The following is an 11,926-nucleotide window of genomic DNA, read 5'->3' on the forward strand; positions in this document are numbered from 1 at the left end:
GTTCCTGATGACTTTTCAGGAAATCTTCTTGATGTTCCGGTTGGAACTGCTGTATTTACGGAAAACAAATGGAGTTCGCTGAAAAATGCACATATTACTTGCCTTGATTACAGCATAGATATGCTTGATCAAGCCAGAAAAAGACTTGGCAGTCATGCACATATCAAATGTATTCAGGGTGATGTGGGGAATCTGCAAATGGAGAATGAATCTGTTGATACCGTTGTTAGTATGAATGGTTTTCATGCATTTCCTGACAAGCAAAAAGCATTTCATGAAATATGGCGTGTTTTGAAACCAGGTGGCAATTTCATTGCCTGTTTTTATATCAGGGGAAAATCGAAACGGACAGATTGGCTGGTAAAAAATATTCTTGCAAAGAAAGGGTGGTTTTCTCCACCGTTTTAGACGGAGAAAGAGCTGAGAGATATCCTTCAAAAACTATATAAAGAAACGGATATCCATGTTGACGGTTCTATGGTATATTTCCGTTGTGTGAAGTAATGCAATGATGCTGGATTTATAATAAAGTTTCAGATAATAAGTCTGGAACTTTATTTTTGTCTAAATGGATTATTGCCGTCCGTTCAGGTCTGGATAATGCTCGATTCTCATGTTAAGATAATAGAAAAGGTTAGATAAAACTAACGCAAAGAAATACCACCAGTGGAAGCAGGAAAACGGCTGTCCGGTGGAGAAAAACAGCGCATTTCCATCGCAAGAGCGATTCTAAAAGATGCACCAATTATTATACTGGATGAAGCAACAGCCAGTGTAGACCCGGAAAATGAACATCTGATCCAGGCAGCTATATCGGAACTTACAAAAGAAAAAACCATAGTAACCATCGCACACAGACTAGTGACGATTGAACAGGCAGACCACCGATTTCTTCCAGTTCCAGTGCTTTTTCAATAACCGGTGTGAAATCTTTCTTCTCATCAATTTCACCATGAGTATAGATGTTGATTCCTTTTCCCTCTGTCTGTTCACATTGAAAACAAAACATTTTTTAATCCTCCGTTTATAGTATTTACCTTTTGTTTCTGCTAAAAGTATAGTATGATAAATACAACTTGTATGTTTGATTTCAAACAGGAGGAACGATTTTGGAAAAATATTTACCTATTCTAAGAAGTAGCCCATTTTTTAAAGGTCTTAATGATAACGAGATATTATCCATATTGCATTGTGTAAATGCAACAGTAATTTCAAAAGAACGGGATTCATATATTTTCAGAGCAGGAGATTCTACCGAGTTAATGGGGCTTGCGGCGTCAGGCTGTGTTCTTGTTATTCAGGAAGACCTCTGGGGACATCGGAATATTCTGTCGAAATGTCATGCCGGAGATTTTTTTGGAGAACCATATGCAGCAAGACCGGGGGCTGTTTTGAATATCAGTGTGGTAGCTGATGAGGATTGTGAGATTATTTTTCTAAATGTCCAGAGGTTGCTGGTCACTTGTCCAACTGCATGTGAGCATCATCAGAAGTTGATCCGTAACCTGGTCAGTGTTCTGGCAAATAAGATACTGATCCTAAACGATAAGATTACACATGTCGGCAAACGAACAACAAGGGATAAACTATTGTCATATCTGTCGGCAGAATCCATCAGACATTCGTCGTTATCTTTTGATATTCCCTTTGATCGGCAGCAGTTGGCAGATTATCTTTGTATTGATCGTGCAGCAATGTCTACGGAGATATCAAAGTTACAAAAAGAAGGCTTTATAAAAACAAATCGAAATCATTTTGAGTTGATTGCTTGTAATGACACAGATTTACAAACTAACAAATGATGGTATAATTTTATTGTTGAACTGACAGAAAGGGTAGATATGAGAAAAGCAATCGTATATGCATCGGTGCATCATGGAAATACAGAAAAAATAGTAAAAAGCATAGCAGAAGAGTGTCAGGTAGATTTGATTGATGCAGTAAAACAGTCAGATGCAGATCTGAGCAGTTATGATATGATCGGGTTTGCATCAGGAATCTATTTTTCAAAGTTTCATCAGTCGATGTTGAAATTTGCTGAAAAGAATTTACCAGATGACAAAAAGGTCTTCTTGATCTGTACTTATGGTGGAAGTGCGAATTATAAATCCATAGAGCAGATTTTGAACAAAAAACATGCCAGCGTAGAGGGTAAATTTGGATGCAAAGGATACGATACATTTGGTCCGTTCAAACTGGTCGGAGGTATTGCAAAAGGACATCCAGATGATAAAGATATCCAATATGCAGTGGAATTTGTAAAAGACTTATAAACACGTAAAGAAGAGGAGCAGTAAAATGGAGGTTGCAAAACCAATCATTCGTAAAATAGATGATACACCTGAGTCATTAAAAATATTTGAAGAGGATTTATGCTCTTGTTCGGATGAAAACGTACAGGAAATAATAACATCGTATCCAACTGTATATATCCATAATTGGAAAGAATCTGATGAGTATGAGGTGTACATAGGAGAATCAAATAATGTGATTCAACGTACAAGACAGCATTATGAGACCGGACTTTATAATGCAAATTCCTGGCAAAACAGAATAATAGGAAAATCTGCGGCCTTGTATATTATCGGTCATGAACATTTTAATAAGTCTATGACATTAGATGTTGAAAATCGTTTGATGCATTATATGCTCAGTGTACCTAAGGTAAGAAAAGTTCATAATCTTCGAGGAAATCCACAGAATCATTATTATCCTATGGAGGAATTGGACAGGATTTTTTCAAAAATCTGGAGAGGCCTTCGGAAAGATAATAAAGATCTTTTTCCAACTGAAAGCATGATACATGATTCTGCAATCTTTAAAGCGTCGCCATTACATAAGTTAACAAAGGAACAGTTACAGGCAAGAGATAAAATAATTGAACGTGTGAAAATGGCTTTATCCATAGGTGCTGCAGGTCAATTAATCTTTGTAGAAGGCGAAGCAGGAACTGGAAAAACAGTATTAAACAGCAGCACATTTTATGAAATATGTTGTCTGGCAGAGGAAAATGGTTTGGATGATCTGAGATGTAATCTGATCATTAATCATGATGAACAAATTACGGTATATGAGCAGATCGCTGAAAAATTAGGTTTAACAGATAAATATGGAGAAGTGGTTTCTAAACCAACACGATTTATAAATACACATTCTCCGAATAATCCAGTAGATATAGCTTTTGTTGATGAGGCTCATTTGCTTTGGACACAGGGTAAACAGTCATATCGTGGTGATAATCAGTTGCAGGATATAATTGAACGCGCCAGGGTAACAGTTGTTATGTTTGATGAGAATCAGATTCTAACAACGGAGCAATTTTGGGAGTCACAAATACTTGACAAATACAGAGAAGAAGCCAAGAAGAATAAGAATTATATTGTGCTTAAAAACCAGTTAAGAATGCATGCAGGGAAAGAAATGTTAAACTGGATAGATGGATTTACAAAGAGAAAAGAGATACTTCCCTTGCCGAAACCTACTATTGACTATAGTATTCGAATCTTTTCTTCGCCAGAAAAACTGGATGAAGAAATATGTAAATTAGCAGACAAAGAGGAATCGTCGTTATCTCGTTTGATTGCAACATATGACTGGGAATATAATGCCAAAACCGATCCAACTGAACGTCTGAGTAAATACTGGGAAGTTCTTATCAATGGATGGCATAAGCCATGGAATAGAGAACTGGAATCTGAATTGTCTCCAAAACAAAAACGTTATAATAAGAAACTAGCGTGGGCAGAGCAGAAACAGACAATCGGAGAGGTAGGATCTACATTTACAATTCAAGGTTTTGATCTGAATTATGCAGGTGTAATTCTAGGTCCATCTGTAAAATATAAGGATGGAAGAATTGTCTTTGATCCAGATTCGAGTTGTAATACAAAAGCTGTCAGAAAACGTACCTTGTCAGATGGGACAAAGAAGAAATTTGGTGAAGAGTTGCTCCGGCATGAAGTAAGAGTCCTTATGACAAGAGGAGTCAATGGATTGTTTATTTATGCTTGTGATGAAGAATTGCGAAAAGCATTATTAGCTGCCGTAGAATAGAGAGGTATGAGGAATTGAATAAAGAAACAATAGATAGAATTAGAAAATTTTCAGAAGATAGAGACTGGGATCAGTTTCATGGACCGGCAAATCTTGCAAAATCAATTGTTATTGAAGCAGCAGAGCTTCTTGAGTGCTTTCAGTGGTGTGATGATAATTTCAATCTTCAACATGTGAAGGAAGAATTGGCAGATGTACTTATATATTCTCAAAATCTGTTGGATAAGTTGGGACTGGATGCAGATGAGATCGTAAATATGAAGATGGATCAGAATGAGGCAAAATATCCGGTAGAAAAAGCAAAAGGTAGTGCTGCAAAATATACGGAACTGTAACATCAAAGATAAAACAAGGGTGAATAGCCTGATCGTTTAGCTGTTCACCCTTTCTCAAGAAAATAATATATCATGAGTGCGTTGTATAGCTCCTGACTCTGATATCTGTTTGTAAAATTCTTTCCTGTAAGCTGTTCTACTCTATGTAACCTGTACTTTACAGTGTTTTTATGTGAAAATAGTTTATCAGCTGTCCTTTGCAGATTGCAGTCACACTCGAAATATGCCCACATTGTTTCTATCAATTGCGTATGAGCCTTTTTTTCATACTGCATTACAGGACTAAGCACCTCATTCGCAAACTGCTGCATTGGTGCAGTATTTTCATACGACATCAGCATGCGGTAAAATCCAATCTCATCATAGAATACGATTTTATTCTTCCTGTTAATATGCTCCAATACGGAGTTTGTCTTAGAGGTTTCATGAAAGCTTTTCTGCAGTTTGGATAGGTTCTCACATGTTTCACCTATATTTAAAGTATATTCTATTTCATTTGGATCATTTTGCAAAAACTTAGCAAACCGTTCAAAAATCTCTATGATCTTTTTTCGATCACCTGCACAGTTCCTCATAAAACCTATAATCCTGTCACCATAGCAGGAAACGATTGCAGGATAATTACATTGTGAAAAATATTCTTTTAGAGTCTGTGCATAGCTTCTTATCTGGTCATTGGTGCTTCTCTTTTTGACCTTTTAGCCTTGCATTCTTAAATAATTTTGTGCCCTTCATACTGTATTCCTCTCTTCTCGTTAACAATAACGATTTGTTCTTTTGGCACAAATCATAGCATCCTGTCAGAATACAGTCAATAAAATGCAAAATCAACGTTTTTATTTTATTCTTGTGTACGAAAAAAGTCAAATCACTTTGTTTGCTACACACAAATTGTGTACAAACCCAGAAGGCGAGTAATTAGTTCAATTTATTCCTGTATGACATAAGCTTCTGTTTTTGCTACAAGAAAAATGTTTGACGAATTTGAACAGATGCATTATTGTGTAAGAGGGAGGAAAACTTAAATGATAAATAAATTACATTTGGCAATGATTGAATTATATAGAGGGGATGCAAAGAGAATTCAACATTTTTGCAAAGTGCACAGGCTATGCAAAATTGATGACCAAAGAGAAATAACTAAATCATATAGATAGCTTATGGCAACAGCAGGTTGCTTTTCAGACTGCGGATTTATCGATATGATAAAGACAACGGAGGTGACGACTATGTAAACAAAAAAGATAATTCTTAAACTTAGAACAGAAAGAGGAATGTCACAGGACGAGCTGGCAAATAAAGTTATGGTGACGAGACAAGCAGTATCCCGTTGGGAAAATGGAGATACAGTCCCAAATACAGATACACTTAAGCTCTTATCTAAAGAATTTGATGTTTCAATCAATACGCTTTTGGGAGAACCCAGAAAGCTGATCTGCCAGTGCTGCGGGATGCCAATTGATGATGATTCCATATTGGGACGTGATAAGGATGGCACATTAAATGAGGAGTATTGTAAATGGTGCTATGCTGATGGAACGTACACATATAATAACATGGATGAATTGATTGATGTGTGTGTAAAGAATATGGTAAATGAAAACTTTACCGAAGAACAGGCACGTTCTTATTTGAAAGAAATGCTTCCAAAGTTAGATTACTGGAAAAGGTATGATAAACTTAGCGACAATGGGCAGTATGAAGAGTTTAAAAAGCAATTGATAAACGAAATAAATACTCTGCATATAGACGGACTTCCAAGGGTGAACAAGCTAAATGCACTTGTGGGGAAATATGTGAATCTGGAATATACTCTGCCTAATGGACAAAAAGTGAAATTCCTTGATGATCAGAAAACCTATCTGGGGAATCAACTGGAGTCTGAATTCGGAGGAGACAGGTGCTTCGGTATTCTGGCAGGTATGGATTTTATTCTCGTATGTACATATGAGAAGGATGGTGAAAATCCAGAGCTGCTGATTTATAAAAAGAGATAATATAAGCAAAAAGAAAAGTCTTGACAAATAAACGAGCGTTTACTATTATTGAAATGTAAACGGTCGTTTATTTATTTCGGAGGGAGTGTGCATGGGTAATAGGAAAAAGGAAATATTAATTGTGGCACTGCATCTGTTTGCCAGAGATGGTTATGAGGCTGTCTCAGTCAGCCAGATAGCAGGAGAGCTTGATATGACAAAAGGTGCATTGTATCGTCATTACAAAAGCAAAAGAGATATTTTTGACTGTATTGTGCGCCATATGGAGCAGCAGGACGGTGAGCAGGCCAGAGAGAATGAAGTGCCAGAAGAGAGTATTGAAAAGACACCGGAAGAATACCAGAACGTATCATTGTATGATTTTGTGGAATACAGCAAATCTATGTATGAATACTGGACAGAGGATGATTTTGCATCATCGTTTCGGAAGATGCTGACAATAGAGCAGTTTCGCAGTGAAGAGATGCAGAATTTATATCAGCAATATCTGGTATCCGGACCGGCAGAATACGTGAATGATCTGTTCAAAAATATGAAAATAAAAAATCCAGAAGAGAATGCAATTAAATTTTATGCAAATATGTTTTTCTATTATAGCATGTATGATGGAGCAACAGATAAGACGAAAGCAAAATGTCAGTTTGAACATATGATGGACAAAATTGTAGAAGAAATGAAACAGTAAAATAAGAGCCAGACGCTAAGACGCAGAGCAGATTGTAATATTACAATTTTGCACTGCGTCGTTTATATTATGGGAGGTCAGATAAGAATGAAAGCGATCATATATACATCAAATACCGGAAGCACAGCGGAGTATGCACAATTACTGGGAAAAGAATTGAATCTTCCTGTGCATAGTTTGCAGAAGGCCAAAAACAAGGTGCCTGCCGGCAGTGAAATCATTTATCTCGGCTGGATTATGGCAGGAGGAATCAAAGGGTATAACGAGGCAGCAAAATTGTATAAAGTGCGTGCAATCTGTGGCATCGGCATGGGACAGACAGTCACACAGCTAAGATATGATGGTAAATGGCGGAAAGAAAGATAAACTCAGTGATAAATCAAAGTCGGTGGCTTCCAAGGTCGTAAATGCGATTGTTGCCAAACTAGAAAAAGCATCACAGGCACTTTTGGGAAATATCATCTCTGCCCTGAATGAGCCGAAAAATAAGGTTAAGGCAAAGGAACAGATTAAGGAACAGGCAAGGGTTTCCATTCAGGCAAAACTGAAAGAGAAACAGAAGCAGGTTATGGAATATGAGAAAAAACAAGATGTGCATATCAGAAAAAAGAATATGGAACTTTAGGAAGCATTTGTAATCCATTAGTGGAAATACAGATGCTTTTTTATTGTCCGGAAAGGATTGTATGGGAGTATTTGATGAAGTAAAGGAAAGAGTGACCGCAAGGGAAGTCATGGAGAGAGCAGGCATTGTTTTCAATCGAAATAACATGTGCAGATGTCCGTTTCATCAGGACAAAACGGCGAGCATGAAAGTAAAACCGACAGATAAAAAATATTTTTGTTTTGGTTGTGGGGAAAATGGAGATGCGATTGATTTTGTCGCTAAATATTATAACCGGTCACCAAGAGAAACAGCCATGCAGATAGCTGACGAGTTTGGGATTATCTATGACAGTTCGGTGCGATCACCGCCCAAGCCGGTAAGAAGAGAGAAATCTCCAATGCAGATTCTTGAAGAAACGAAAACAAAGACATATCGGGTGCTGTCCGACTATCTTCATCTGCTGAAAGAATGGGAGCGGAATTTCAGACCGGAAAGCATGGAAAAGATTGATGAAAGATATGTGGAAGCTGTGCAGAATCGGGAAAAGGTTGAGTTTCAGCTTGATACCCTGCTGTGGGGTACGGAAGATGAAAAGGAAGCAGTGATACACGATTTAGGAAAGGGGGTGGAAGATATTGAGAGAAGAGTCAGGGAATATCGCAGGAATCAGGGAACAGTTAATCACAACAGACAAAGGAGCTGTGAAGCAGTGCATTAGAAATGTGGTTACAGTCTTTGAGAACGACCCGAAGTTCAAGGGAGCCATTCGTTATAACATGATGACTGACAGAAACGACATTGTTAAGGGGTTAGGGTGGTATCGTGAGAGTACGGCACTTACAGATTCTGATATAGACCATATCATGTTGTATCTTGAAGAACATTACAGCCTTACAACGGAAAAGAAGATAAAATCGGCTATCAATGTGGTTGCTATGGAAAATAAGTATCATCCGATTCGTGAAAAACTAGGTTCTCTGGTCTGGGATGGGAAAGAACGTATCAAAGATGTGCTTCATCACTTCCTTGGAGCCGATCAGAACAATTATGTCTATGAAGCAATGAAAGACCTTCTGTTAGGGGCAATTTCAAGGGTATACCGACCTGGAACGAAGTTTGAATATATGCTGATTCTGGTGGGTGGTCAGGGAGCCGGAAAGTCAACGTTTTTCAGATTCCTAGCCATGAATGATTCATGGTTTACGGATGATTTGAAGAAACTTGATGATGAAAATGTGTTCCGGAAGATGCAGGGGCATTTAATCATAGAACTGTCAGAAATGATAGCAACAGCCAGTGCAAGGAGCATTGAGGATATAAAGTCATTCATCAGCAGACAGAGCGACATTTACAAGGTTCCTTATGAGACACAGCCAAAGGACAGACCGAGACAGTGCGTGTTTGGTGGCACTTCCAACGCTATGGACACGCTTCCTCTCGACAGAACAGGCAATAGACGATTTATGCCGGTCATGGTTTATCCAGACAGGGCTGAGTGCCATATTCTTAAAAATGAAGAGCTTTCAAGAAAGTATATCGAGCAGGTGTGGGCGGAAGCTATGGAGATATACAGGTCAGGAGAGTTCAGGCTTATGCTAAGCAGGGAATCAGCCGAGTATCTGAAAGATTATCAGAAGCAGTTCATGCCGGAAGATGCAGATGCAGGAATGATACTTGCGTTTCTTGATAATTTCAAGGGGGACAGGGTTTGTTCCAAAATGCTTTGGAAAGAAGCTCTTCACAGGGCTTATGAGCCAAAGAGAATTGAATTGAAACAGATTTGCGACATTATGAATAATTCGGTAACAGACTGGATTATGAGTGATGGTGCCATGCATTTCGGTGTCTATGGCAAACAGCGTGGCTGGGTTCGTGCCGGTTTCTCTCAGGGAATCCCCGACAAAGCGGACAGCGATGGTTTTATGGCAGTACCGAAGCAACTGGAATTAGAGATACCATTCAAGTAACAGAATTGATGATGTTACCTTTTGGTTACTGGTTCTGTTACCCAGTGAAAGTATTGATTTTACTGGGTTTTCTCTTGTAGGTAACAAAAGTAACAAGAAAATAGAAAAATAAATAAAACACAGGTAGCAGATACAGGTAGGGTGATTTGAGAGGTCTTTTCGGTCATGTTACCTTTTTTGTTACCTGTCCCTTGTAGGGGGAATCTTGGAAAGGAGAGGTACGAATGCAGGAAGAGAAAACAGCGGAAAATAAAGCAAATTATATTGATGGTGGCAATTTCAAGGCGAGAATAGGAAACACTACCTACCTTGTCGGGGTGTTCTTCAACAAAGCAAAAAAGGTAACAATAGAGGACAGAATGAAGAATTTAATCTGTCAGGAAGTGACAGCAGGCAATTTCTAAGGCTGTACACCACAAAAACAACTCATTTTTTAATGAATTATCATTCTCTGTATTGACAAAACGCTTCCTAAGGGTTGTACCATCGATAAGGCAGGTATGATTGCGACGGACGATAAAAATATCGGTACAAGTGGTGATGAATTTAATGATTCAACAGCAAAATATGTATTAGGTAATGCATGGAATGGAAACTCATATTGATATACGTTAAGTAAGGAAAATGCACAGGAAGGAGAAACCTGGTATGCCCGGGCATATCTTGTTTATACTGATGCAGAAGGAAATGTGAATACGATTTATGGGAAGATAATATTGGCTAATGCGTAAGACAAGGTAATGGATCAGAGAAAAATCATAATTTTTGATAATAATTATTCGGAAAATGGAGGATTAAGCAATGGAACGAGTTTGTAAATTTTTAAAAGAAGCAGGAACATATTATTTAGAAACAGTAGAAGGCGATCAGCCAAGAGTAAGACCTTTTGGAACAGCACATATTTTTGAAGGAAAACTTTACATACAGACAGGTAAAGTCAAAGAGGTATCAAAGCAGTTACACGCAAATTCAAAGGCAGAAATCTGTGCTTTTAAGAATGGTGAGTGGCTTCGTGTTGCTGGTGAACTGATTGAGGATGACAGAGTAGAAGCAAGACAGTCTATGCTTGATGCATATCCTTCATTACAGAAGATAGTCTGGCTGCAGGAACCTATGGCTTCAGCCAAATCTGCTTGAATGAGATTCCGTTCTTCACGAATATCTTTTAGTGTATTATTGATTGCCATTCAATCACTTCCTTTGTTTATTGTTATCAGCAGGATCATGAACCTGCTGTTGAAATTTAATGGAATCCCGGAATTTCTGCACCTTTGCATTTCCCGATTACTTTTCCAAAAATCTTAAAAGAGTCAGATTCCAAAACCTGGATAGGACGATATTTTTGATTTAAAGAGATCAGATAAACACCATCTGGCTCATCGTGTAATTCCTTGATGTAAGTATTGCCGTTGAGATAGAAGATTCCAATTTCACCATTAGCAAGAGAATCTTTTTTCTGAATCCATGCAACATCGCCTGTATGATAAAGTGGCTCCATACTGTCACCGGAGATCCGTACGCCAAAGTCCGTCTGCTCAGGAGCAAGATGTCCTACGTCATAGGTTTCTTTTACAGAATCTTCCAGGTAATTTCCAGTACCAGCAGAAACTGGTTCCCAGGTAATTTCTACCGGATGATAGAATGGGATAATCTTTGCAGACAGTGGAGAAAACTTTTTAGAAGCTTTCAAAATATCAGCAAATTCAATCAATTTATTTCTGCCTTCTTCATTCAATCCACTCATAATGTTATATGGATTTTCTCCAAAGAAGGATTCATATATATCTTCGATATCAAGTAACTGGCAAAGTGTCAGGAAAACATGTAAAGCTGGTTCTCGTGCATTGGTCTCCCATTTGGAGATTGCTTTTGTAGTGACCTGAATACCTTCTTGAGAAAGCAGGTCTACCAGATCTGATTGAGAGTATCCTTTCTTTTTTCTATTTTCTGCTAATATTTCCCCGAAATCACGCATTTGTTCGCCTCATTTCCATTTGAATTTTCTATATGCATTATACCGTATGTTAGAAATAAAATCAACAATAATCTCCAAAATGGAGAAAATACAACCAAGATGTCACTTGACTATCTCCGGCATGTCGATATATACTAAGCATACAAAAATTGATAAGACATCATGTTGAAGGAAACAGCTGGGGGGTGAAAAGTTTGAGTGAGCGTGTGATCCTGCATAGTGATATGAACTGTTTTGTGTGACTTGAAAGTCACTACATTTATTGTCTTACCGTAAGGTGTAAGACCTGCTGTTCCGTCAGTTGAGT

The 11,926-nt window shown here is 38.0% G+C and carries 15 protein-coding genes and 1 pseudogene; 14 read left to right on the forward strand and 2 right to left on the reverse strand.

Annotated elements, in window-relative coordinates; all coding sequences use genetic code 11:
- The 6 genes and pseudogenes from AB5642_RS18825 to AB5642_RS18850 form a co-directional block, all read left to right on the forward strand.
- Positions 1-408 (forward strand): class I SAM-dependent methyltransferase (locus AB5642_RS18825; RefSeq protein WP_368371843.1); only part of this gene is annotated, 408 nt, incomplete at its 5' end.
- Between the two features lie 249 nt (positions 409-657).
- Positions 658-882: pseudogene (locus AB5642_RS18830) on the forward strand (ATP-binding cassette domain-containing protein); the annotation flags it as partial.
- A gap of 227 nt (positions 883-1,109) precedes the next feature.
- Entirely contained in the window at positions 1,110-1,802 is a 693-nt protein-coding gene (locus AB5642_RS18835; RefSeq protein WP_173717498.1) for a Crp/Fnr family transcriptional regulator, read from the forward strand.
- A gap of 39 nt (positions 1,803-1,841) precedes the next feature.
- Positions 1,842-2,273 (forward strand): flavodoxin family protein, encoded by a 432-nt coding sequence (locus tag AB5642_RS18840; protein WP_148463783.1) that lies wholly within the window; start codon positions 1,842-1,844, stop codon positions 2,271-2,273.
- A 25-nt stretch (positions 2,274-2,298) separates the two neighbouring features.
- Positions 2,299-4,053, forward strand: a complete 1,755-nt coding sequence (locus AB5642_RS18845) for a DUF2075 domain-containing protein (RefSeq protein WP_148463784.1) — start codon at positions 2,299-2,301, stop codon at positions 4,051-4,053.
- A gap of 14 nt (positions 4,054-4,067) precedes the next feature.
- The gene (locus AB5642_RS18850; protein WP_148463785.1) at positions 4,068-4,388 is read left to right on the forward strand and encodes a nucleotide pyrophosphohydrolase; all 321 of its coding nucleotides are present in this window, start codon (positions 4,068-4,070) and stop codon (positions 4,386-4,388) included.
- A gap of 44 nt (positions 4,389-4,432) precedes the next feature.
- On the opposite strand, the gene AB5642_RS18855 is transcribed toward AB5642_RS18850, so the two are convergent.
- Entirely contained in the window at positions 4,433-4,963 is a 531-nt protein-coding gene (locus tag AB5642_RS18855) for a CdaR family transcriptional regulator (protein ID WP_173719610.1), read from the reverse strand.
- A gap of 672 nt (positions 4,964-5,635) precedes the next feature.
- Here AB5642_RS18855 and AB5642_RS18860 point away from each other — a divergent pair.
- From AB5642_RS18860 to AB5642_RS18895, 8 genes are all read left to right on the forward strand, one after another.
- Positions 5,636-6,385, forward strand: coding sequence for a zinc ribbon domain-containing protein (locus AB5642_RS18860; protein ID WP_272105123.1), 750 nt, complete (start codon positions 5,636-5,638; stop codon positions 6,383-6,385).
- A gap of 91 nt (positions 6,386-6,476) precedes the next feature.
- On the forward strand, positions 6,477-7,070 hold the full coding sequence (locus tag AB5642_RS18865; RefSeq protein ID WP_173717503.1) for a TetR/AcrR family transcriptional regulator: 594 nt from the start codon (positions 6,477-6,479) through the stop codon (positions 7,068-7,070).
- 87 nt (positions 7,071-7,157) lie between these two features.
- Entirely contained in the window at positions 7,158-7,436 is a 279-nt protein-coding gene (locus tag AB5642_RS18870) for a hypothetical protein (protein ID WP_173717504.1), read from the forward strand.
- The gene (locus tag AB5642_RS18875) at positions 7,408-7,695 is read left to right on the forward strand and encodes a hypothetical protein (protein WP_226815906.1); all 288 of its coding nucleotides are present in this window, start codon (positions 7,408-7,410) and stop codon (positions 7,693-7,695) included. The genes AB5642_RS18870 and AB5642_RS18875 overlap by 29 nt, the downstream gene beginning before the upstream one ends.
- Before the next feature lie 61 nt (positions 7,696-7,756).
- A complete protein-coding gene (locus AB5642_RS18880) occupies positions 7,757-8,395 on the forward strand; it encodes a CHC2 zinc finger domain-containing protein (RefSeq protein ID WP_173719611.1) in 639 nt (212 codons plus the stop codon).
- Positions 8,313-9,644, forward strand: coding sequence for a virulence-associated E family protein (locus tag AB5642_RS18885; protein ID WP_173719612.1), 1,332 nt, complete (start codon positions 8,313-8,315; stop codon positions 9,642-9,644). Before AB5642_RS18880 ends, AB5642_RS18885 begins: the two co-directional genes overlap by 83 nt.
- 224 nt (positions 9,645-9,868) lie before the next feature.
- Positions 9,869-10,048: a transposon-encoded TnpW family protein gene (locus AB5642_RS18890; RefSeq protein WP_055263562.1), complete on the forward strand. Its 180-nt coding sequence runs from the start codon at positions 9,869-9,871 to the stop codon at positions 10,046-10,048.
- A 397-nt stretch (positions 10,049-10,445) separates the two neighbouring features.
- Complete coding sequence (locus AB5642_RS18895) at positions 10,446-10,781, forward strand: pyridoxamine 5'-phosphate oxidase family protein (RefSeq protein ID WP_173717508.1); 336 nt, start codon at positions 10,446-10,448, stop codon at positions 10,779-10,781.
- A gap of 106 nt (positions 10,782-10,887) precedes the next feature.
- Here the strand turns inward: AB5642_RS18895 and AB5642_RS18900 are convergent, their stop codons facing one another.
- A complete protein-coding gene (locus AB5642_RS18900; protein WP_173770326.1) occupies positions 10,888-11,619 on the reverse strand; it encodes an XRE family transcriptional regulator in 732 nt (243 codons plus the stop codon).
- Between the last annotated feature and the right edge of the window lie 307 nt (positions 11,620-11,926).

The sequence above is a fragment of the Ruminococcus sp. 1001136sp1_2201st1_G3_2201SCRN_220225 genome (genome assembly GCF_040924365.1).
Taxonomy (GTDB): domain Bacteria; phylum Bacillota; class Clostridia; order Lachnospirales; family Lachnospiraceae; genus Blautia_A; species Blautia_A faecis.

Coding starts and splice junctions, on each gene's coding strand:
- AB5642_RS18840 (WP_148463783.1), top strand. CDS start 1,842: ATGAGAAAAGCAATCGTATATGCATCGGTGCATCATGGAAATACAGAA.
- AB5642_RS18845 (WP_148463784.1), top strand. CDS start 2,299: ATGGAGGTTGCAAAACCAATCATTCGTAAAATAGATGATACACCTGAG.
- AB5642_RS18855 (WP_173719610.1), bottom strand. CDS start 4,963: ATGAGGAACTGTGCAGGTGATCGAAAAAAGATCATAGAGATTTTTGAA.
- AB5642_RS18865 (WP_173717503.1), top strand. CDS start 6,477: ATGGGTAATAGGAAAAAGGAAATATTAATTGTGGCACTGCATCTGTTT.
- AB5642_RS18870 (WP_173717504.1), top strand. CDS start 7,158: ATGAAAGCGATCATATATACATCAAATACCGGAAGCACAGCGGAGTAT.
- AB5642_RS18875 (WP_226815906.1), top strand. CDS start 7,408: ATGATGGTAAATGGCGGAAAGAAAGATAAACTCAGTGATAAATCAAAG.
- AB5642_RS18880 (WP_173719611.1), top strand. CDS start 7,757: ATGGGAGTATTTGATGAAGTAAAGGAAAGAGTGACCGCAAGGGAAGTC.
- AB5642_RS18890 (WP_055263562.1), top strand. CDS start 9,869: ATGCAGGAAGAGAAAACAGCGGAAAATAAAGCAAATTATATTGATGGT.
- AB5642_RS18895 (WP_173717508.1), top strand. CDS start 10,446: ATGGAACGAGTTTGTAAATTTTTAAAAGAAGCAGGAACATATTATTTA.
- AB5642_RS18900 (WP_173770326.1), bottom strand. CDS start 11,619: ATGCGTGATTTCGGGGAAATATTAGCAGAAAATAGAAAAAAGAAAGGA.